We start from the raw sequence: 21,942 nt of genomic DNA, 5'->3' as shown, positions 1-21,942 counted from the left end.
CGGCGCTATAATCCTCTCGCCGCCCATGACAAGCATCCGCCGCAGGCCCTAGCGCTATCCCCTGTCAAACGCACGAAGTGGCGCGGGAAAGGCTTGACCAAGCCCGCGCGCCCCGTCACGATTCATCAGGTATGAGCAACGATACGCCAGACAGCCTTATTCCCTACGACGAAATCGTGCAGGAAGCCCTGCGCGCGGTCGTGGGCCGGGTGCTCGGCGCAATAGTGAATGGCGGGGGCACGCTGCCAGGAACGCATCATTTCTATATAACCTTCAAGACCGGAGCGCCGGGCGTCTCGATCCCGCCGCACCTGCGCGAACGTTTCCCCGATGAGATGACCATCGTGCTCCAGAACAAGTTCTGGGATCTTGAGGTCGGCGCGCAGGGCTTTTCGGTCAGTCTCACCTTCAATCAGGTGCCGGCCAAGCTGACCATTCCCTTTGCCGCGATCACTGCTTTCGTCGATCCGGCGGTCGATTTCGGGCTGCAGTTCCAGGCCGCGGTCGATGAACTCGCACCCGAAGCCCACGACGATGCGGAAAATGACGGACCCGATGGGAGCGGCGAAGGCGATGGTGACGGCTCCAATGTCGTCACGGTGGATTTCGGGCGCAAGAAGTAATTCCGATGGTGCGGCGCAAGTCCAAAAGCAAGCCTACCAAGAGGGGTAAGCTGGACGATTCGCGCCTGCCATCGCCCGATCCCGTGACCAATCTGGTGATTGCCGATATCGTCCTGCGCGGCGCAGGCTCGCTGCTGCGTCAGCGGCTCGAGAAGGGTTTGCTGACAGGTCAGCTTGATGGCGACAAGGCCAAGCATCTGGTCGAAAGCCGGGGGATGGTCAGCACTCTTGCGCTCTGGGGGGCGAGCCGCCTTGCCACCCGTTCGCCCGTCGGACTTGCGGTCGTCGCCGGCGGACTTGCGGCAAAGGTGCTTTACGATCGCGGCAAACAGATCGAGGCAAAGCGCCGGGCGCGCAAGGCCGCGGCCGCATCCGGACAGAGCGATTCCTGACTGGCCCTTGATTTGTGCGGCCTGCCTGGTGCAACGGGGCCTATGGGCGACACTCCTCAAAATCCTTTCGACACGCTCCAGCGCAGGGGCCTGATGTTCATCCTTTCCTCGCCATCAGGGGCGGGCAAGACGACTCTGTCGAAAATGCTGCTGGCAAAAGACAGCGAGATAAAGCTCTCGGTTTCGGCCACCACGCGCCCGCCCCGCCCGGGAGAGATCGACGGGGTTCACTACCACTTCGTCTCGCCCGAGCGCTTTCAACAGATGATCGACGAGGATGATTTCTACGAATGGGCCGAGGTCTTCGGACACCGCTACGGCACGCCCAAGGGCATGATCCGCGCCGCGCTCAAGGAAGGACAGGACTTCCTGTTCGACATTGACTGGCAAGGCACCCAGCAGCTCTATCAGAAAGACCAGCAGGATGTGGTGCGGGTATTCATCCTGCCGCCCTCGATCGAGGAACTTCACCGTCGCCTGCAAAGCCGCGCCACCGACAGCGCCGAGGTAATCGCTGCCCGGATGGAGCGCGCCCGCGCGGAAATCAGCCACTGGGACGGCTATGACTACGTCATCATCAATGACGATGTGAACATCTGCTTTGCAAAGGTCTGCGCGATTCTTGAAGCGGAACGGATGAAGCGCCAGCGGCAGACCGGGCTCATTCCCTTCGTGCGCGAATTGATGACATAGCGCGGCGCTCACTCCGCCACGATTGTCTCCGGTGCCGGTGCCTGTGCCTCGCCCCCTAACAGCACACGGCACACCCCCATGGCCGCCAGAGCGCCCGCCAACTGCGAGGCAATGAAGCCGGGAATATCACCCGGTGCAATCCCGGTGAAAGTATCGGTCAGGCTCCGGGCGACAGTGATCGCCGGGTTGGCAAAGCTGGTCGAGGACGTGAACCAGCAGGCCGCGAAAATGTAAAGCGCAACGCTCGCTGCCACCCAGTCCGGCCGCGCCCGCGCTGTGGCGAGGATCGTCACGATAAGCCCGAAGGTCGCCACCCCCTCGCCCGCCCATTGTCCGATCCCCGTACGCGGTGTGTCGGCGATCTGGAAAACCGGCAGGTCGAACATCAGGTGGACCACCCAAACGGCGATAACGCCGCTCGCCAACTGGACAAGCACGTAGGCCAGTGCCGCGAGGGTTTCGATCTCGCGGCGCAGCCACACCACCAGCGTCACCGCCGGATTGAAATGCGCCCCCGAAAATGGCGCGAGCATAGCGATTATCACGAAGAGGATCGCACCGATGGGGAGCGTCGTGCCGATCAAGGCCACAGCGACATTCCCGCCCGCCAGCCTGTCGGCCATGATCCCGGCGCCGATCACGGTAGCGAAAAGAAAAAAGGTGCCCAGCGCCTCGGCTAGCAGGCGAATGGTCAAGGCACGTCACCCCTGGTGCCCATGGTTGTCTGGCGCATCGCGGTTTCCCCCCTCGTCTTTTCGCTCTGCTGCATCTAGCAGCGGCCGCCCATTTCCCGCAAGCTGCACCAATATGCGGTCAATCCGGTCCTAGCTTGCAACCGCCTTACCAGAGTTTGCAAATCATTTGCAAAGTGCCCCGCTTGCATAGGCGGCAGGCCCTGCTAAAGCCCGCCCGGGATCTTTCACGACATCCTGTTCACTCACAGGCTGCCCGCGGACGGGCGATGCGAATGGGGCAAAATAGCAATGCAGAAAATCAAGGTGGCAAACCCGGTCGTCGAGCTCGATGGCGACGAGATGACCCGGATCATCTGGCAGTGGATCCGCGAGCGGCTGATCCTGCCCTACCTCGACATCGACCTGAAATACTACGACCTCTCGATCGAGAACCGCGATGCCACCGATGACCAGGTCACGGTCGATTCCGCCAATGCGATCAAGCAGTATGGCGTAGGCGTGAAGTGCGCCACGATCACCCCGGATGAAGCCCGCGTGGAGGAATTCGGTCTCAAGAAGATGTGGAAGTCGCCCAACGGCACGATCCGCAACATCCTGGGCGGTGTCGTTTTCCGCGAACCGATCGTGATCGACAACGTGCCGCGGCTGGTGCCGGGCTGGACCGATCCGATCGTGGTCGGCCGTCATGCCTTCGGCGACCAGTACCGCGCCACCGATACGCTGATCCCCGGCCCCGGCAAGCTGCGGCTGGTCTTCGACGGCGAGGATGGCACCAAGATCGACCTCGATGTGTTCGACTTCCCCAGCGCCGGCATTGCGATGGCGATGTACAACCTCGACGATTCGATCCGCGACTTCGCCCGCGCCAGCTTCAACTATGGCCTCAACCTTGGCTGGCCGGTCTACCTCAGCACCAAGAACACGATCATGAAGGCCTATGACGGGCGCTTCAAAGACCTGTTCCAGGAGGTGTTCGACACCGAGGGCTTCGCCGAGAAGTTCAAGGAAAAGGGCATCGTCTACGAACACCGCCTGATCGACGACATGGTCGCCAGCGCTCTCAAGTGGTCCGGCAAGTTCGTCTGGGCCTGCAAGAATTACGACGGCGATGTGCAGTCCGACACCGTTGCGCAAGGCTTCGGCTCGCTCGGCCTGATGACATCCGTGCTGATGACGCCGGACGGCAAGACCGTCGAGGCCGAAGCCGCGCACGGCACAGTCACCCGCCACTATCGCCAGCACCAGCAGGGCAAGGCGACCTCGACCAACCCGATCGCCTCGATTTTCGCCTGGACCCGCGGCCTGATGTATCGTGGCAAGTTCGACAACACCCCCGACGTGGTGCGCTTTGCCGAAACGCTCGAGAAGGTCTGCATCCAGACCGTCGAGAAGGGCTACATGACCAAGGATCTGGCGCTGCTGATCGGCCCGGGCCAGGCGTGGCAGACCACCGAGCAGTTCTTCGAGACCATCGTGCAGAACCTCGAGAAGGAAATGGCGGGCTGGGCGTAAGGCCCGGCCTTCAAGGAGGCATCTTGGCGAGCAGATCGAAAGCGCGGCTGGAAGTACGCCAGGCCAAGCTGAAGGACGTGCGGGCGATCGGTGAGCTCGTGCGCCGTGCCTATGACGATCTGCCCGCCTATACCCAGGGCGAGATCCGCGGCCAGATCAACAACTATCCCGAAGGCTGCTTTGTCGCAAAGCTCGATGGCGAAGTGGTGGGCTACTGCGCCTCTATGCGGCTGGACGAGCGGGTGGCGCTGTCGAACCATACCTGGGACGAGGTAACCGGCAACGGGTTCGGCAGCCGCCACGATCCGACCGGCGACTGGCTTTACGGCTACGAGATGTGCGTCGATCCGCAGGTGCGCGGCACCCGGCTCGGCCGGCGGCTTTACGAGGAACGCCGCGCGCTGGCCGAGCGGCTGGACCTGACCGGCATCGTTTTCGGCGGACGGATGCCCGGCTATGCGCGGGCCAAGCGGCGCAAGACCAACCGCGCCGAAACGCCGCAGGACTATCTCGACCAGGTCATCGAAAACCGCATTCACGATCCCGTGCTGCGCTTCCAGCTTGCCAACGGTTTCGAACCGCAAGGCATTCTTCCCAAGTACCTACCCGAGGACAAGGCGAGCCGCGGCAACGCCGTGCGCATGGTTTGGCGCAATCCTTACGTCGATAGCGACGCGCCGCCCAAGCACCGCCTTCCGCGTGATGTGGAAAGCGTGCGGATTGCCACCTGCCAGCTCCAGGCCCGCGCGGTCAGCGGCTTCGACGAGTTCATGAAGCAGATCGAATATTTCGTCGATGTGGCAGCAGATTACGAAGCGGACTTCATAGTCTTTCCGGAAATGTTCACGGTCATGCTGCTCTCCGCCGAGCCTTCAGAGCTGACCCCGCTGGAAGCGATCGAGACGCTCAGCGACTACACCCCGCGCATCCGTCGGCGCCTTTCCGAAATGGCCCTGGCCTACAACATCAACATTATCGGCGGTTCGCATCCCACCCGGATGCCCGATGGCGACATCCACAATGTCGCCTATGTCTGCCTGCGCGACGGTTCCATCCACGCGCAGGAGAAGATCCACCCCACCCCCAACGAGGCATATTGGTGGAACATCAAGGGTGGCGACAGCATCGACGCGATCCCGACCGATTGCGGCCCAATCGGCGTCCTGATCTGCTATGATAGCGAATTTCCCGAACTCGCCCGCCGGCTGGTCGACGAAGGCGCGCGGATCATCTTCGTGCCCTTCTGCACCGACAGCCGGCAAGGCTACATGCGGGTGCGCTATTGTTCGCAGGCGCGCGCGATCGAGAACCAGTGTTTCGTTGTGCTCAGCGGGAATGTCGGCAACCTGCCCAATGTCGCCAACATGGACATCCAGTATGCCCAGAGCTGCATCCTCACCCCCTGCGACTTCCCCTTCGCGCGCGACGGCATTGCTGCCGAGGCTTCCGAGAATGTAGAGACCCTGACGATCAGCGACGTCAATCTTGCGGATCTGTCCTGGGCGCGGGCCGAGGGCACCGTGCAGAATCTCGCCGACCGGCGTTTCGACCTCTACCGCATCGAGTGGGACAAGCGCGTCGGCAATATCAAGGACCCGCTGGGCGAGGAACGCGCCGGCTATCTCGCCAAGCCCGTCGGGCCTCCCTCGGCACGCGGTTGATGACAGGGGCATCGGCCCACGCTAAGCCGATGGCGTGGCTGGCGAACTGACCCCCTCTCCGCTCCTGTCCGATGCGCTGGTGATCCTCGGCGCGGCGGGAATCGTGATTCCGGTCTTTGCGCGCTTCCGCATTACGCCGATCATCGGGTTTATCCTGATCGGCGTGCTGGTCGGTCCCTATGGCCTCGGCTCGCTGGTCGAGCGAATACCCTGGCTTACCCATATCACCATTACCAATCCCGAAGTGCTCGTGCCCTTCGCGGATTTCGGGATCATCCTGCTGCTGTTCGCCATCGGCCTCGAGTTGTCATTCAACCGCCTGTGGCAATTGCGCCGGCTGGTCTTCGGCCTGGGCGCCTTGGAACTGATCATCATCGGCTCGTCGCTGGCGGCGTTCCTCGGCCTGACCGGAATGCTCGACTGGACGGCTGCGCTCGCGCTGGGATTTGCCCTCGCCTTCTCCTCGACCGCAATCGTGCTGCCGATATCAGGCACCCGCACTCCGGTGGGCCGCGCGGCGCTTTCGATGCTGCTGTTCGAGGACATCATGATCGTGCCGATCATCTTCATCCTCGGCGCGCTGGCACCTAATGCGCAAGGCGAGGGCTGGGCCGGGCTCGCCGAGACACTCTGGCAGGGCGGATTGGTCATTGCCGTGCTGCTGGTGGTCGGACGGGTCGCACTACCCCGCCTGTTTGCACAGGCCGCGCGCACCAAAAGCCCCGAACTTTTCCTCGCCGCCTCAATGCTGGTGGTAATCGGCGCCAGCCTCGCCACGGCCGCTGTGGGCCTTTCGCCGATCGTCGGCGCGCTGATCGCGGGGCTGCTGATCGCCGAAACCGAATATCACACCGAAGTCGAACTGATCATGGAGCCGTTCAAGGGCCTAGCCCTCGGCGTGTTCCTGATCACCATCGGCATGAGCATCGACCTTTTGGCCATCAGCGCCAATCTCGGCGCGCTGGCACTGGCGGTGGTAGGTGTTCTGGTGTTCAAGGCTCTGGTCACCGGCATCCTTCTCCGGCTGATGGGCGCGCGCCGCAGCACGGCCGCCGAAACCGGCGTGATGATGGCCTCGCCATCAGAGACCACGCTCATCGTGCTTTCGGCAGCAACCGCCGCGCTGGTCGTGGATATGGAAACCGCGCAATTCTGGCAGACGGTAACCGCGATCGGCCTTACCATTACCCCGCTGCTCGCCAAACTCGGCCAGGTTATCGCCCGCAGGGTTGACGGCGCGCCGCATCTTGCCGGCGAGGATGATAGCGACGAGGAGCGCACGATCATCGTCGGCGGTGGCCGCGTGGGCCGTCTGGTGGCCGACATGATGAAGACCCATGGCCAGCCCTATGTGGTGATCGATTCCGATCCGGATCTTATCGCCCGGGTCCAGCGCGACGGATATCGGGCGGTGTTCGGCGATGCTGCCCGCGGTGATGCTCTGAGCAAACTCGGGGTCGAGCGCGCTCCGGCGGTAGTGCTGACCATGGACGAGCCAGTGCTGGCCCAGCGCCTGGTCAGCAAGCTGCGTCGCGAACATCCCGATCTGCTGATCGTCGCGCGCGCTCGCGACACAATCCACGCGGCCGAACTCTATCGGGCCGGGGCGAGCCATGCCGTGCCGGAGACGCTGGAAAGCTCGCTTCAGCTGTCAGAGGCAGTATTGGTCGATATCGGCGTGGCAATGGGTCCGGTGATCGCCTCGATCCACGCAAAACGCGACGAATTCCGGGAACAGCTGGAACGTGACGGGGGGCTGAACGAAAAGCCGAAGCTGCGGACGTCGAACGCCGAGGCCTGAGGCGTTTCGAGCGCGCTTGCGGTTCAGACGGCAGGCTGTGCGGCCAGCACCGCCTTTACCGCCGCCAGAGCATCTGCCGCCCTCGAGCCGTCCGGTCCGCCGCCCTGCGCCATGTCGGGCCGACCGCCGCCGCCCTTGCCGCCGAGCGCCTCGACCCCGGCGCGCACCAGTTCGACCGCGCTGAAGCGCGCCGTCAGATCATCCGTCACTGCCGCGGCGATGCTGGCCTTGCCGTCATTAACCGCGATGATCGTCGCCACGCCCGAGCCGAGCCGCTGCTTGGCCGCATCGAGCAGCGGCCGCAATTCCCTGGGATCAAGTCCTTCCAGCACCTGCCCTGAGAAGGTCACACCGGCGACGGTCTCGTCCGCTGCAGCCGTGCCGCCACCCGAACCACCGCCGCCCAGTGCCAGCGCCTTCTTGGCCTCGGCCAGTTCCTTTTCAAGCCGCTTGCGTTCGTCCATCAGCGCGGCGAGGCGAGCAGGGACTTCATCGGGGGTCGCGCGGATCACGCCCGCCGCCGCCTTGAGCGCTTCCTCGCGTCCCACCAGCCACCGGCGAGCGCCCTCGCCGGTCAGCGCCTCGATCCGGCGCACACCCGAGGACACCGCACTTTCGGAGACAATCCGGAACAGGCCAATGTCTCCGGTGGCACGGACATGGGTGCCGCCGCACAGCTCGACCGAATAGTTGCGGCCTTCGCGCCCTGCGCGGCCCATCGACAGCACCCTTACCTCATCGCCGTATTTTTCGCCGAACAGCGCCAGCGCTCCCGCCGCCACGGCATCATCGGGGGTCATCAGGCGGATGGACACAGTCTCGTTGGCGCGGATTTCCGCGTTCACCTCTGCCTCGATCGCGGCGATGTCCTCACCCGTGAGCGCAACAGGGTGCGAAAAATCGAAGCGCAGCCGGTCTTCGGCGACCATCGAGCCCTTCTGCGTCACATGACCGCCGAGACGGTTCCTGAGAGCAGCGTGGACAAGATGGGTGGCAGAGTGATTCGCGCGGATACGATCCCGCCGCTCGGCATCGACCTTCAGTTCCACCGTATCGCCGACCGCCACCGTGCCCGAATCGATGCGTACATGATGCGCGTGCAGGCGACCGAGCGGCTTCGACGTGTCGGAAACAGTCGCTCTTAGTCCCGAAAGGCTGGCCATGGTGCCGGCATCCCCGGTCTGGCCGCCGCTTTCACCGTAGAACGGGGTCTGATTGGTGAGCACCACCACATCCTCGCCGGCCGCGGCGCTGGCGACCTCGGCTCCGTCCCTGACGATCGCCACCACCCGGCCCTCGCCGCTGGTGGAGGTGTAGCCGGTAAACTCGGTTGCGCCCTCGCGCTCGGCAATGTCGAACCACACTTCACCCGAAGCGGCTTCGCCGGAGCCTTTCCACGCGGCGCGGGCAGCCGCCTTCTGCCGGGCCATGGCGGCGTCGAAACCGGCCTTGTCGACTCCGATCCCGCGGGCGCGCAACGCGTCCTCGGTCAGATCGTAAGGGAAGCCGTAGGTGTCATAGAGACGGAAGGCGATCTCGCCGTCGAGCTCGCCGCCCTCGCCAAGGTCGCCCGTCGCTTCGTCGAGGAGCTTGAGACCCTTGTCGAGGGTACGCCGGAACTGGGTTTCCTCGCGTTCGAGCACTTCCTCGATCAGCGCCTGCCCACGCACCAGTTCGGGATAGGCCTGCCCCATCTCGCTCACCAGCGCGGGAACGAGACGATGCATCAGCGGCTCGCTCGCGCCGAGCAGGTGGGCATGGCGCATAGCGCGGCGCATGATTCGCCGCAGCACATAGCCACGCCCCTCGTTCGAAGGCAGCACACCGTCGGCCATGAGAAAGCTGGTCGAGCGCAGGTGATCGGCAATCACGCGGTGCGAGGCGGCCTGGTCGCCTTGCGCGCGAACGTTGGTGAGGCTTTCCGAGGCCGCGATCAGCGCCTTGAAGGTGTCGGTGTCATAATTGTCGTGCACGCCCTGGAGGACGGCGGCGATACGCTCGATCCCCATGCCGGTGTCGATCGACGGCTTGGGAAGGTCGCGGCGGGTGCCATCGGCCTGCTGCTCGTATTGCATGAACACGAGGTTCCAGATCTCGACAAAACGGTCGCCATCCTCGTCCGGGCTGCCCGGCGGGCCGCCGAAGATGTGTTCGCCGTGGTCGTAGAAGATTTCCGAACACGGACCGCAGGGGCCGGTATCGCCCATCGACCAGAAATTGTCGCTGGTGGCGATGCGAATGATGCGATCGTCAGGCAGCCCGGCGATGCGCTTCCACAGGCCCGCGGCTTCATCGTCGGTGTGGTAAACGGTGACGGTGAGCTTGTCCTTGGGCAGGCCCCATTCGCTGGTCAGCAGGGTCCAGGCGTGGGTGATCGCCTGTTCCTTGAAATAGTCCCCGAAGGAGAAATTGCCGAGCATTTCAAAGAATGTGTGATGCCGCGCGGTGTAGCCGACATTGTCGAGGTCATTGTGCTTGCCGCCAGCGCGCACACACTTCTGCGAAGAGGCGGCGCGCGGCGCGGGCGGGGTTTCGAGGCCGGTGAAGACATTCTTGAACGGCACCATCCCGGCATTGACGAACATCAGTGTCGGATCATTGTGGGGCACGAGCGGCGCGCTCGGCGTCACGGCATGACCGGCCTTGCCGAAATAGTCGAGAAAGGAGCGGCGGATTTCGTTGGTTGAGCTCATGGCGGAGCAGTTAGGCAAAGCGCGGCAATTTCGCAATGGACCGTGCAAAAAGGGCGTCCCGACCGGGGTCTGGAGGGGGTCAAAGGGGGTGCAAGGGGCGGTCTAGGGCCACGCGAACCGTGGCAAGAGGCCCACAGATTGCCGCTGAAAAGCGAAAGGCCGGCGCGCGCTCTGGAGAGAAGCGCACGCCGGCCTTCCGGTCTTCCGGGCGGTGTGGGACAAGAAGGAGCAGGACGCTCCCCGATACGCCCGCTTGAGGATCAGTCGTCGGAGTCCGCGTCCGGGCCCGCCATCATCTCCTCGGCGACCGCATCGGTGCGGCTGCGGATCGCAGCTTCCAGACGGTCGCAAACTTCAGGGTTCTCCTTGAGGTAGGTCTTGGCGTTCTCGCGCCCCTGGCCGATGCGGATCGAATCATAGGAGAACCAGCTCCCCGACTTCTCCACGAGGCCGGCCTTTACCCCGAGATCAAGTATCTCGCCGATCTTCGAGATGCCCTCGCCATACATGATGTCGAATTCGACCTGCTTGAACGGCGGTGCAACCTTGTTCTTCACCACCTTTACGCGGGTGGTGTTGCCGATGATCTCGTCACGATCCTTGATCTGACCGGTGCGGCGGATGTCGAGCCGGACCGAAGCGTAGAACTTGAGCGCGTTACCGCCCGTCGTGGTTTCGGGATTGCCGTACATCACGCCGATCTTCATGCGCAGCTGGTTGATGAAGATCACCATGCACTTCGAGCGGTTGATCGAGCCGGTCAGCTTGCGCAGGCTCTGGCTCATGAGGCGTGCCTGAAGGCCGACGTGGGAATCGCCCATCTCGCCCTCGATTTCCGCGCGCGGCACCAGCGCCGCGACCGAATCGACCACCAGCACATCGATCGCGTTGGAGCGGACCAGCGTATCGGTGATTTCAAGCGCCTGTTCGCCGGTATCGGGCTGCGAGACGATCAGTTCGTCGATATCGACACCCAGCTTCCTCGCATAAACCGGATCGAGCGCGTGTTCGGCATCGACGAAGGCCGCGGTCCCGCCCGCCTTCTGTGCCTCGGCAATCACATGCAGCGCCAACGTGGTCTTGCCAGAGCTTTCCGGGCCATAGACCTCGATCACGCGGCCCTTGGGCAAGCCGCCCACACCAAGCGCGATGTCGAGCCCGAGCGATCCGGTCGAGATGGCTTCGACCTGCATGGTTTCCTTCTGGCCCAGCTTCATCGCCGAACCCTTGCCGAAAGCCCGGTCAATCTGGGCAAGCGCAGCTTCGAGCGCCTTCTGACGATCCACGTCCTTTTCCTTCTCTACCAGTTTCAATGACGTAGCCATCGCATGCGCTCCTTCGCTTGCCTAGAGGCGATCGGCAGTTTTCGACGACCGTCCTTGGAAGGCGATGTATCGCATTTGTTCTCATGGAACAAGGGGGGAACGAAAAATAATTTCCTACAGGCCTGGCAATCCCTTGCGCAGCATCACCTGCCCGCCGCCTCGACCTCAGTCTGGTCGGCCCGCGCCTGTCGCAGCACAGCGCCGACCTTGTCGCCGATTGCGGCAACGCTGAATGGCTTGGGGATGAAGTGCATGTCGGGAATGTCGATGTCGCGGCGCAGCTGTTCCTCGGCATAGCCGGACATGAACAGCACCGGCATTGCGGGCAGCTGAGCGCGAATTGCACGGACCATTGCCGGCCCGTCCATCCCCGGCATGACAACGTCGCTGACAACGATGTCGAACGCTGCTCCCGGTTCGGCGATGGCGGCGAGGCCCTCTTCACCGCTGGCACAGGCCCTTACCTCGTAACCGGCGCGCACGAGCGCACGTTCGGCAACGGCACGCACCATGTCCTCGTCCTCGACCAGCAGAACCTTGCCGCCGGCCGACCATTCGGACGACACCAGCGGCGCAGGGATATCGCGTTTCTTGGGAACCTCGCCGCGATGCACGGGCAGATAGACCGTGAAGCGCGCCCCAACGGGGTGCCCCTGCTTGTCGGTGATGTTGTCGGCAAAAATGAAGCCGCCCGATTGCTTGACGATCCCGTAGGCGGTCGAGAGGCCCAGACCCGTGCCCTTGCCTTGTTCCTTGGTGGTGAAGAAGGGCTCGAACAGTTTGGGCAGCACGTGCGGCGGGATGCCGCCGCCCGTGTCCTGGACAATCAGGACCGTGTAATCGGCCGCGGGGAGGACTTCCGACCCCAGCTGCACCACCTCGGTCGCATGCAGATGACGGGTGTAGAGCGAAATCCGACCGCTGCCGCTCCCGCGGGACTGGATCGCGTCGCGCGCGTTGACCGCAAGGTTCATGATCACCTGTTCGAGCTGCTGCGGATCGGCGCGCACGGGGCCGAGATTGCGGTCGTGCTGGACGTAATAGGTGATCTTTTCGCCCAGCAGCCGCTTGATCAGCGGGCTGACCTCGCTGACGACGTCGGGCAGCTGGATGACCTCGGGCCGCAGCGTCTGCTGGCGCGAGAAGGCGAGCAACTGGCGGGTAAGCGAAGCGGCACGATTGGAATTGGCACGGATCTGCTGGATGTCGTCATAATCGCTGTCGCCCGGAATATGGCGCAGCAGCATCAGGTCGCAGGTACCGATAATCGCGGTCAGCACGTTGTTGAAGTCATGCGCGACCCCGCCTGCCAGCTGCCCCACGGCCTGCATCTTGGTGGCCTGGGCGACCTGGCGGCGCAGCTGGTTTTCCTGACTGCTGTCCGCGAGACTGAGCAGCACCGCTGCCTCTCCCAATCCGCGAACGCCCGCAAGGCCGAGCGACACCGGCTCTTCCGGACTGTTCGCCAGCCGCACGGCGACATCGCCGCTGGTGGTCGGCCCGCGCCCGTGGCGGCGCACCGCATCGGACAGCGCGGCCTTGTCCTCGCGCACCACCAGATCGGTCGGAAAGGCGGGCAGCCCGCGCCCCTCGCGCCCGACCGCGCGCAGGAAGGCCTCGTTGCCGAACAGGAAACGCCCGTCACGGTCGGTCATGGCAAGGCCGAGCGGCAATTGCCCGAGCAGCGCATCGAGCTGTGCGACGCCGGCCTGCGAGGCACCGTCCCAGCCGCTGCCGATCCCGACCCCGCTGTCGATCAGCAGCATCAGCGAGGTCGCCTCGTCAGGGCCGGGTTGCGCGCCCTGTATGGCCGGATCGATCAGCGGCACGTCGACAAGCGTCTGCGGGGTACCGCCTCTCCCTTCCCGGGCAAAGAAAATCCGTTCACGTTCGTCGATGCGCAGGAAACTGACGAAGTCCTGCCCTGCAAGCGTCGCTCTCTCGTCGCCCGAGGCGCGCTCGGCAAAGCCCGCACTGACCGCGCGGATAACCCCGTCTGCAGTGGTGATCGCGGTCTCGATACCCGCCCGGCTCAGCATCTTGCCGAACGGTCCGGAAAGGTCGAGCGCGCCAAGGCTCGCGCCGGCCACACGGGGAACAGGGCGCAGCCGCCAGACAAGGTGATCCTCACTGCGCCCGGCCCGGCTCGCCGATATGTCCCATTCGATCCCGCCGTCCGGCGCGGCCAAGGCCTCGATCGCCCCTGCCCCCTCTCGCCAGGCATTACGCGCGAGCCGGGCGAGCGCTTCAAGGCCCTCACGCTCGAACGGCAAGGCCGGAGGCGCGGCGGCAGAACCGAAGCTGTCGATGAAGAAACCGTTCGCGCAGACCAGCCGGTTGGCGCGGTCGGTGATCGCGATCGCCTCTCCATCATTCTCGATCGCCGCAACAGTCACGGTCCAGTCGGGCGATGCCGACAGGTCTTCAACAGGCGCGGCGCGCATCCGGTCAAACACCAGTACGCTGCCAAGCAGCACCGCAACGGCCAGCACGAAGACCAACGCCACCAGCCAGCTGGCCGTGGCAAAAAAGAGCACCATGGTGCTGGCCAAAATGCCGCCTGCCAGCATCATGAGCATGGTCGACGAAGGCTGTGGAGCAAGATGCCCGTCGGGCTCCGCAATCTGTGCGGCGTTGCGCTTCTGACCTCGGCTGATGGGCTCGGACACGCGCTTGCTTCCCGTTGCTGCGTTTGGTTGGCGGGGCCGTTCAAGGCCCGGTCTGCTATTCCTAGTGTTCGCCGAGCCGCTGGTCGAGACGCGCTTCCATAACCTTCAACCGTTTGGCCCGCCTGCGCGCAACCACTGCGCGCCAGATCCAGCCGGAGACGAGGTATCCGACCGCAGGTGCGATCGCGGCCATCACGGCAAAGCCGAAGGCGGTGGTGCCGGCCAGTTCGAAGAATTCGGCGAATTTGCTCCACGCCCCGGTCTCCACCGCACTATTTGCCAGTGCCGGCCCGTCGGCATCGATCCGCAAGGTCACATTGCCGACCTTGTTGGCCACGACCAGCCAGAACGGCAGAGTGAAGGGATTGGTGACAAAGGTCACCAGCGCGGCAAGCGGCACGTTTGCGCGCGAGGGCAACGCGAGAAAGGCGGCGAGAAAAATCTGGCCGACCGGAATGATGAAAGCCGCAAACAGTCCCAGCGCCACCCCTCGCGGCACCGAACGGCGGGTGAAGCGCCACAGTTCCGGAGAGAGGAATCGATGCGCGATCGGGGCCAGATACTTGTTCGTGGCCATCTCCTCGCGCGTCGGCATGTACTTGCGCAGCATGTCCATCGCCCAGGTCTTGGAGCGTTTCGAACCACTTGCAGGATCGGAACCGGGCATCGTCACGCGCATGCCCTTCCCTTGCGCTCGGAGGCGCAATGACTCGGGCAGGGCAAGGAAAGGTTCTGCATGACCACCATCTAGCGCAATATGGGTAGCAAGGCGTTTCTGACCAGTAGGTGAATCCGCCGGAAACCGTGATTTTTTATCCGCGCTCCCGCATCAGCCGGGCCTTGTCGCGCTTCCAGTCGCGTTCCTTGATGCTGGCCCGCTTGTCGTGGGTCTGCTTCCCCTTGGCGAGCGCCAGTTCGACCTTCGCGCGACCGGTGCGGTTGAAGTAGATCGACAGCGGCACCATCGTCATCCCCTTCCTTTCGACCGCACCCAGCAGCTTGTCGATCTCGCGCTCGTGGAGCAGCAGCTTGCGGGGGCGGCGCGGCTCATGGTTGAGGCGGTTGCCGTGGCTGTATTCGGGGATGTTGGCATTCACCAGCCATACTTCTCCGTCCTTCATTTCGGCATAGCTTTCCGCGATCGAGGCTTCACCCGCCCGCAGCGCCTTGACCTCGGTCCCCTGCAGCGCGAGGCCTGCCTCGAACACGTCCTCGATATGATAATCGAACCGCGCGCGCCGGTTTTCGGCAACGGTCTTGAGCTTGTCGAAGGTGACGGGTTTGGGGCGTGCCATAAGGCCGGGCGATGTAGGCGCACCTTGGCGAAAAAGCGAGGGGGTTTAGCCGGGCAGCACCCCGGCGAGCACCAGCGCCTCGTCGACCGCGCGTCTGGCCTCGTCCGAACATTCCACCAGCGGCAGGCGCACTTCCGGTTCGATCCAGTCATGGACGCGGCTGAGGGCATATTTCACCGGAGCCGGGGACGCATCGGAGAACATCGCGTAGTGCAACGGGAACAGGCGGTCGTTCAGTTCGCGCGCCTTCTTCAATTCATTGGCGGCGATCGCCTCGTGGAACTCGGCACACAGTGCCGGTGCGACATTGGCCGTGACCGAAATGCACCCCCTGCCTCCGGCGGCGGCATGGGGCAGCCACAACTCGTCATTGCCCGACAGCTGGCAGAACTCGCGCCCGATTCCCATGCGGTGATCGGCCACACGCGAAAGGTCCCCGCTGGCATCCTTGATGGCAATGATCCGGTCGGGATACTTGTTTACCAGCGCCACGACCGTCTCGTCCTCCAGATCGGTCACCGTGCGGCCCGGCACATTATAGAGCACGATCGGCAGATCGCTGTTTTCGGCCAGGAAACTGAAATGGGCGATCAGCCCGCGCTGGCTCGGGCGGTTGTAATAGGGCGCGACGCACAGGCCTGCCGCCGCCCCGGCCTTGCGCGAGAAATTCATGTGCAGCAACGCATTGCGCGTATCGTTAGAGCCGCAACCCGCGATCACCGGCACGCGGCCTGCGGCCTGTTCGATGCACACCTCGATCACACGGTGATGCTCGGCATTGGAGAGTGTGGAGGCCTCGCCCGTGGTGCCGCAGGGCACCAGCGCCGCGCTGCCGTTTGCGATCTGCCAGTCGACCAGCCGCCGGAAGGCGGGCTCGTCAAACGATCCGCCGCGAAAAGGAGTCACCAGAGCGGGTATCGATCCGCTGAACATTGCTTTTGTCCTGTCATGACCATTAGACTGCGATGGCGGCGCGGATGAGGGAATCCGCGCATCCCTGTTAAGCGCCTACTAAGGAGCCGATTGGCACTATGTCCAGCATGGTCCTCATGCCCCTGCAAAAGCCCCGCCGCCTGACGCTCGCCGGAATGGCGCTGCTGCTGGGCGGACTGGCGCTGCCGCTGGCGGCGCAGGGCTACTTGCAACCGGCGGGGACAAGCGATCTGGTCGCCCGCCAGCCGGGTGCGATGGGGGCGGCCCTGGCGCGGTGGGAAATGCTGCAGGCCAACCGCGAGCTGGGCTTTGCCGATTATGCGGGCTTCGTGCTTGCCTATCCGAACTTCCCGCGCTCCGAAATCCTGCGCCTGCGCGCGGAAAAGACGCTCGATGACGAGGCGCCCTCGCAGGCCGATCTGCTGCGCTACTTCGCCGCCAATCCGCCGCTCACCAATCCGGCCCGCGCACGCCATGCACTGGCACTGGCGGGCGCACAGCGGCCCGAAGCCTTCGAAGAAGCGCGCAAGGCATGGCGGGGCGGCCGAATGAGCGATCCGGCCGAGCTTTATATCGTCGGGCTCTACGGCGGACAGTTTACGCCCGAAGATCATGCCGCGCGGATGGATACGCTGCTGTGGCAGGGTGAGGCCGAAGCGGCGGCGCGGCAGGTGGTCAACCTTGCCCAGGACGACCGGCCGCTGGCGCTTGCCCGACTGTCATTGCTGCGCGGAACCCGGCCCGAAGAAGCCGGTCTGGCCGTGCCTCCGAACGCGATGAGCGATCCGGGCTACGTCTTCAACCTCGTCAACTACCTGCGCGCCACACGCCAGACCGGCGAAGCGGTGCGTGTACTTACAACCGGCCCCGCCCTTGACCGTCCCGCGCTGCAAGCCGAGGAATTCGTCGGGGACATGCTCGCCATTGCCAAGGCGGGCGGATCGCGCGAGGCGGCGCAGATCGCGGCGCGCGTGGACCAGCTCTTCGCCCCCGGCACCGACATTTCGCAACTCTCCTTCACCCTGCGTGACCGTTACACGGATCTGGTATGGCTGGGCGGGACGAAGGCGCTTTGGAACCTCGGCGACGGAGCGATGGCTGCCCCGCTGTTCCAGCGCTATGGCGATGCCGCGCGCACCCCGCTGACCAAGGCCAAGGGGTATTACTGGGCGGGTCGCGCCGCCCGCCAGGCAGGTGATGCGGACATGGCGAAAGCCTATTTCGAAGCCGCCGCCCAGTGGCCGCATTACTATTACGGCCAGCTCGCCATTGCTGCGCTGGGGCAGGACATGCCCCAATTCGACGCCTTGCCCGATGTCGCGATCAGCGCAGAGGCGCGCGCGGCTTTCGAGGCCAACCCTCTGGTGCAGGCCATCCGCGCCCTGGCCGCCAGCCGCCGCGACTGGCGCACCGAGCGGCGTTTCTTCGAGGCGCTGGGCGATGAGGCCGACACCCCCGAAGAACTGACCATGGCCGCCCAACTCGCCGCCGAGACCCGGCTCGACGAAATGGCGGTGGTGATCGGCATGAAGGCAGGCGAGCACGGGTTGGCCGGGTTCGAGCGCATCGGTTTTCCCACAATCGCCACGCCGGTGGTAAATGACTGGACCATGGTCCACGCCATCAGCCGTCAGGAAAGCGAGTTCGACCGCACCCGCGTATCGCATGCCGGCGCGCGCGGAATGATGCAGCTGATGCCCGGCACCGCGCGCGAGCAGGCGGGCAAGCTGGGCGTCCAGTATCTCTCTGCCGATCTCACCGGATCGCCCAGCTACAACATCCAGCTGGGCGATGCCTATTTCGCGCGAATGATGAGCTATTACGGCGGTGCCTATCCGCTCGCGGTGGGAGCATACAATGCCGGCCCGGGGCGGGTGAACGAATGGCTGCGCATGAATGGCGATCCGCGCAAGGGCGAGATCGACTGGGTTACCTGGGTCGAGAAGATTCCGGCCAATTTCGAGACGCGCTACTACATCATGCGCGTGATCGGGAACGCGGTAACCTATTCGCACATGTATCCGCGCGAGGCTGGCTTGCCGCGTCCGGTCAACACTTTCCTGCGCTGATTCCTGCATCCCATGTCGCTCAAACCGGGTCCGCCGATCACGCCGGAAGGCATGGCCGCCTTGAAGGCACGTTACGATCACCTGCTTTCCACCGAGCGTCCCGCGATTCTCGAGATCGTCAGCTGGGCAGCGGGCAATGGTGACCGCAGCGAGAATGGCGACTATCTTTACGGTCGCAAGAAAATGCGCGAGATCGACCGCGAACTGGCCCATCTGGCGCGCAGGATGAAGGTGCTGCGAGTGGTTGATCCGGCTGCCCAGCCTGACCGGTCGCGGGCCTTCTTCGGCGCAAGGGTCGAAATCGCCGACGAGGATGATAACCGGCAGACGGTGCAACTGGTGGGCGATGACGAGGCGGATGCAGGAGCAGGACGGATCGGCTGGAATTCGCCACTTGCCCGCGCGTTGCGCGGTGCGTGCGTCGGCGATCTGCGCGTGGCAAACCTGCCTTCCGGCACACGCGAGTGGGAGGTCATGGGGATAGCCTATGACTAGACTTGCAGCTCTTGCCCTGCTGATCGTCGCAGCACCGATCCCCGCGCGTGAAAGCCTTGGGGTATACGAAAGCTGGGGCGCTTTCCGGGATGCTGAACCCTTGCGCTGTTACGCTATTGCCAAAGCCCGGGGAAAGCCCCCTGCTCCCGCCTATGCCACGATTTCGGACTGGCCGGAAAGGAAGATGCGCGGCGCCCTGCATATCGTCCTCTCGCGCGAGGTGGCGGACAAGGCCAACGCGCGTCTGCTTGTCGGTGGCAGGAGTTTCGAACTGGTCGCCAAGGGACGCAATGCATGGTCAAGGAATGCGCGCGATGATGCCGCGATCCTCGCCGCGCTGCGATCCGCCAGCCGGATGAGCATATCGGCCAGGACTCCAAACGGCGGCCGCTTTACCGACCGTTATGGGCTCGACGGAGCAGCCACCGCCATCGATGCCGCTACCGTGGGCTGCGCCAAACGGAGCTGACTGGTCAAATCGCCCGACCACGACTATATGGCCGGGCATCCATGGCCGATACCGCACTCATGACCATTCCGGGGCACGTCGACCCGGTCCCCGCCGCACGCGACATAACGCCGCGCGCCGATGGCCGCATTGACCTGATCGGTCTGCCGCGTCCGCGCATCCGCGAACTGTTTGCCGAAGCAGGGCTGGACGCGAAGCAGGCCAAGCTGCGCGCCAAGCAGGTGTTCCACTGGCTCTACCACCGCGGCGTGACATCGTTCGAGGCGATGACCGATATCGCCAAGCCGATGCGCCCGTGGCTGGCGGAGCGTTTCGTGATCGGCCGCCCGGACGTGGTCGAGGCCCAGCATTCGGTCGACGGCACCCGCAAGTGGCTGCTGCGCACCGCCGACGGGCACGATTTCGAGATGGTGTTCATCCCCGACGAGACGCGCGGCACGCTATGCGTGTCCAGCCAGGTCGGCTGCACCCTCACCTGCTCCTTCTGCCACACCGGCACGATGAAGCTGGTGCGCAACCTCACTCCGGGCGAGATCGTCGGGCAGGTGATGCTCGCCCGCGATGCGCTGGGAGAGTGGCCGAAGGGTTCGATGGCGAGCGATGCCGACGCGATCGACGAGGACGACGAGGCCGGCCACTACACCGCCGACGGGCGCCTGCTCACCAATATAGTGATGATGGGCATGGGCGAGCCGCTCTACAATTTCGATCACGTGCGCGACGCGCTGAAGCTGGTGATGGACGGTGACGGCCTTGCCCTCTCCAAGCGGCGCATCACCCTGTCCACCAGCGGCGTCATCCCGATGATGGAACGCTGCGGCGAGGAGATCGGCGTGAACCTCGCGGTCAGCTTGCACGGCGTACGCAAAGAGGTGCGCGACGAGCTGGTGCCGCTCAACAAGAAATACGGCATCGAGGACCTGCTTCAGGCCTGCGCCGACTATCCGGGCGCGAGCAACGCCCGGCGCATCACCTTTGAATATGTGATGATCAAGGACAAGAACGACAGCGACGAGGACGCGCGCGAGCTGGTCCGCCTGCTGCGTCAGTTCAACCTGCCGGCCAAGGTCAACCTGATCCCCTTCAACCCTTGGCCGGGCGCGGGCTACGAAACCTCCACGCCCGAGCGCATCCGCGCCTTTTCGGAAATCGTGTTTCAAGGCGGCTTTTCCGCTCCCGTGCGCACGCCCCGGGGCCGCGATATCGATGCGGCTTGCGGGCAGCTGAAGACCGCCGCCGAGAAGAAGAGCCGCGCCCAGCGCGACCGCGAGGCAGCCGCAGCCGCAGCCGCCGCGCTTGCCGAGGGCGCTTGAGCACCGATCCCGACACGATCGCCTTCTATCAGGCCCGCGCGCCGCATTGGGTGTTCCATTCGGGCGAGCGCCACAGCCATCAGCTCGACGCCTTTCTGGACCGCCTGCCCGAAGGCGCGCTCCTGCTCGAACTGGGCTGCGGCGGCGGGCGCGATGCAGCCCATATCCGGTCGCGCGGTTTCCGGATCGATGCCACCGACGCGACTCCTGCCCTCGTCAAGCGCGCCAACGAAGCCTTCGCCCTGGGCGCGCGGGTCATGGCCTTCCATGAACTCGACGCCGAGGCTGCCTATGCTGGAGTCTGGGCGCATGCCAGCCTGCTGCACTGCCCGCGCGAGGCTTTGCCCGATGTCTTGCGGCGCATCCATCGCGCGCTGGTGCCGGGCGGCTGGTTCTTCTCGAGCTACAAGCTGGGCGATGCTGAAGGCCGCGACCTGCTCGGCCGCTTGCACAACTTCCCTTCCGCCGACTGGCTGGAGGCGGCCTATGAGGCGGCAGGCTTTGTCATAGCGGCGCGGGAAACCTATGCGGGACAGGCCAGCGACGGGACCCAGCGCGACTGGATCGACCTTATCGTGAGCAGGCCATGAAGCACTTGGTCACCGCCGTCTGCACCGGCACCGCCCGCCCCTTCAACGGGGCGGAGACCAGCGCGATCATGAAACGCCCGCGCGAAGGGGCAGTGCAGGTCTTGCCACAAGGCCTCGCGCCGGACGAACAGGCCGACCGCCGCGTGCATGGCGGCCCCGAAATGGCGCTGCACCTCTATCCGCTCGATCACCACGATTGGTGGCGCGGAGTGATCGGCGACCACCCGGCGCTGGATGAACCGGGCGGCTTCGGATCGAACCTCGCCGTCACCGGCCTGACCGAAGACATGGTCCATATCGGCGACCGCTTCCGGCTCGGGAGCGCGCTGGTCGAAATCAGCCAGCCGCGCCAGCCGTGCTGGAAGATCGAGCACCGGTTCGGTCACAAGGGCATGGTGGTGCGGATCGTGCAGACAGGACGGTGCGGATGGTATTTCCGGGTGATCGAACCCGGCGAGGTCGCGGCGGGCGATTCGCTCGAACGGGTTGCCACCGGAGCTGCGGAATGGAGCGTTGCACGGGTATTCGCCACGCTGTTCGGGGCAAAGCCGGAGCCCGCAGCGCTGCGCGATCTCGCGGAACTTGCGACCCTCGCACCGAAATTGCGCGCCAAGGCCTCTGCTCGTCTCTCCTAGGCAACGATCTGGCCTGCAAACGGAATTATCGGCCAACCTTAACAATTCCCTGTAGACTTCGTTCAGCAAGCGTTCGCCT

The 21,942-nt window shown here is 64.5% G+C and carries 19 protein-coding genes; 12 read left to right on the top strand and 7 right to left on the bottom strand.

The features are described from left to right. Positions 1 to 131 precede the first annotated feature (131 nt). The 3 genes from I603_RS02380 (at position 132) to gmk (ending at position 1,708) form a co-directional block, all read left to right on the top strand. A complete protein-coding gene (locus I603_RS02380; RefSeq protein WP_068862199.1) occupies positions 132 to 623 on the top strand; it encodes an SspB family protein in 492 nt (163 codons plus the stop codon). Between the two features lie 83 nt (positions 624 to 706). After that, entirely contained in the window at positions 707 to 1,015 is a 309-nt protein-coding gene (locus I603_RS02375; protein ID WP_143736731.1) for a hypothetical protein, read from the top strand. A 42-nt stretch (positions 1,016 to 1,057) separates the two neighbouring features. Then, positions 1,058 to 1,708, top strand: a complete 651-nt coding sequence (gene gmk, locus I603_RS02370; protein WP_068862197.1) for a guanylate kinase — start codon at positions 1,058 to 1,060, stop codon at positions 1,706 to 1,708. Between the two features lie 8 nt (positions 1,709 to 1,716). On the opposite strand, the gene I603_RS02365 is transcribed toward gmk, so the two are convergent. After that, positions 1,717 to 2,403, bottom strand: coding sequence for an aquaporin (locus tag I603_RS02365; protein ID WP_068862196.1), 687 nt, complete (start codon positions 2,401 to 2,403; stop codon positions 1,717 to 1,719). Between the two features lie 288 nt (positions 2,404 to 2,691). Here I603_RS02365 and I603_RS02360 point away from each other — a divergent pair, with 288 nt between their 5' ends. From I603_RS02360 to I603_RS02350, 3 genes are read left to right on the top strand one after another with little or no spacing between them, the layout of a single operon-like run. After that, positions 2,692 to 3,915 carry an NADP-dependent isocitrate dehydrogenase gene (locus I603_RS02360; RefSeq protein ID WP_068862195.1) on the top strand — a complete coding sequence of 408 codons (1,224 nt, stop codon included), beginning with the start codon at positions 2,692 to 2,694 and terminating at the stop codon, positions 3,913 to 3,915. A gap of 23 nt (positions 3,916 to 3,938) precedes the next feature. Beyond that, positions 3,939 to 5,576, top strand: a complete 1,638-nt coding sequence (locus I603_RS02355; RefSeq protein ID WP_068862194.1) for a bifunctional GNAT family N-acetyltransferase/carbon-nitrogen hydrolase family protein — start codon at positions 3,939 to 3,941, stop codon at positions 5,574 to 5,576. A gap of 34 nt (positions 5,577 to 5,610) precedes the next feature. Then, on the top strand, positions 5,611 to 7,377 hold the full coding sequence (locus I603_RS02350) for a cation:proton antiporter domain-containing protein (protein ID WP_068862193.1): 1,767 nt from the start codon (positions 5,611 to 5,613) through the stop codon (positions 7,375 to 7,377). 23 nt (positions 7,378 to 7,400) lie between these two features. On the opposite strand, the gene alaS is transcribed toward I603_RS02350, so the two are convergent. The 6 genes from alaS to dapA all read right to left on the bottom strand — a co-directional run bounded on the left by alaS (position 7,401) and on the right by dapA (position 16,292). Continuing rightward, entirely contained in the window at positions 7,401 to 10,070 is a 2,670-nt protein-coding gene (gene alaS, locus I603_RS02345) for an alanine--tRNA ligase (RefSeq protein WP_068862192.1), read from the bottom strand. Between the two features lie 260 nt (positions 10,071 to 10,330). Next, a complete protein-coding gene (recA, locus tag I603_RS02340; protein WP_068862191.1) occupies positions 10,331 to 11,395 on the bottom strand; it encodes a recombinase RecA in 1,065 nt (354 codons plus the stop codon). 143 nt (positions 11,396 to 11,538) lie between these two features. Next, complete coding sequence (locus I603_RS02335; RefSeq protein ID WP_068862190.1) at positions 11,539 to 13,974, bottom strand: response regulator; 2,436 nt, start codon at positions 13,972 to 13,974, stop codon at positions 11,539 to 11,541. Positions 13,975 to 14,125: 151 nt separating this feature from the next. Beyond that, entirely contained in the window at positions 14,126 to 14,680 is a 555-nt protein-coding gene (locus I603_RS02330; RefSeq protein ID WP_068862506.1) for a DUF2062 domain-containing protein, read from the bottom strand. A 196-nt stretch (positions 14,681 to 14,876) separates the two neighbouring features. Further along, entirely contained in the window at positions 14,877 to 15,359 is a 483-nt protein-coding gene (gene smpB / locus I603_RS02325) for an SsrA-binding protein SmpB (protein ID WP_068862189.1), read from the bottom strand. Positions 15,360 to 15,404: 45 nt separating this feature from the next. Continuing rightward, positions 15,405 to 16,292 carry a 4-hydroxy-tetrahydrodipicolinate synthase gene (dapA, locus tag I603_RS02320; protein ID WP_068862188.1) on the bottom strand — a complete coding sequence of 296 codons (888 nt, stop codon included), beginning with the start codon at positions 16,290 to 16,292 and terminating at the stop codon, positions 15,405 to 15,407. A gap of 98 nt (positions 16,293 to 16,390) precedes the next feature. On the opposite strand from dapA, the gene I603_RS02315 reads away from it, so the two are divergent. Genes I603_RS02315 through I603_RS02290 form a run of 6 tightly spaced genes read left to right on the top strand, consistent with a single transcriptional unit; the run spans position 16,391 to position 21,863 of the window. After that, positions 16,391 to 18,361 carry a lytic transglycosylase domain-containing protein gene (locus tag I603_RS02315; protein WP_232305219.1) on the top strand — a complete coding sequence of 657 codons (1,971 nt, stop codon included), beginning with the start codon at positions 16,391 to 16,393 and terminating at the stop codon, positions 18,359 to 18,361. A 12-nt stretch (positions 18,362 to 18,373) separates the two neighbouring features. Continuing rightward, the gene (locus I603_RS02310) at positions 18,374 to 18,856 is read left to right on the top strand and encodes a GreA/GreB family elongation factor (RefSeq protein ID WP_068862187.1); all 483 of its coding nucleotides are present in this window, start codon (positions 18,374 to 18,376) and stop codon (positions 18,854 to 18,856) included. Next, on the top strand, positions 18,849 to 19,325 hold the full coding sequence (locus tag I603_RS02305; RefSeq protein WP_068862186.1) for a hypothetical protein: 477 nt from the start codon (positions 18,849 to 18,851) through the stop codon (positions 19,323 to 19,325). Before I603_RS02310 ends, I603_RS02305 begins: the two co-directional genes overlap by 8 nt. A gap of 41 nt (positions 19,326 to 19,366) precedes the next feature. Beyond that, positions 19,367 to 20,638 carry a dual-specificity RNA methyltransferase RlmN gene (gene rlmN, locus I603_RS02300; protein WP_068862185.1) on the top strand — a complete coding sequence of 424 codons (1,272 nt, stop codon included), beginning with the start codon at positions 19,367 to 19,369 and terminating at the stop codon, positions 20,636 to 20,638. Next, positions 20,635 to 21,228: a class I SAM-dependent methyltransferase gene (locus I603_RS02295; RefSeq protein WP_068862184.1), complete on the top strand. Its 594-nt coding sequence runs from the start codon at positions 20,635 to 20,637 to the stop codon at positions 21,226 to 21,228. The genes rlmN and I603_RS02295 overlap by 4 nt, the downstream gene beginning before the upstream one ends. Continuing rightward, positions 21,225 to 21,863: an MOSC domain-containing protein gene (locus tag I603_RS02290; protein ID WP_068862183.1), complete on the top strand. Its 639-nt coding sequence runs from the start codon at positions 21,225 to 21,227 to the stop codon at positions 21,861 to 21,863. Before I603_RS02295 ends, I603_RS02290 begins: the two co-directional genes overlap by 4 nt. Positions 21,864 to 21,942 lie beyond the last annotated feature (79 nt).

The sequence above is a fragment of the Erythrobacter dokdonensis DSW-74 genome (assembly GCF_001677335.1).
In the GTDB taxonomy this organism is placed as follows: Bacteria; Pseudomonadota; Alphaproteobacteria; order Sphingomonadales; family Sphingomonadaceae; genus Erythrobacter; species Erythrobacter dokdonensis.
The sequence above is the reverse complement of the archived record's forward strand: the minus strand, read 5'-3'. Positions and strand labels throughout refer to the sequence as shown.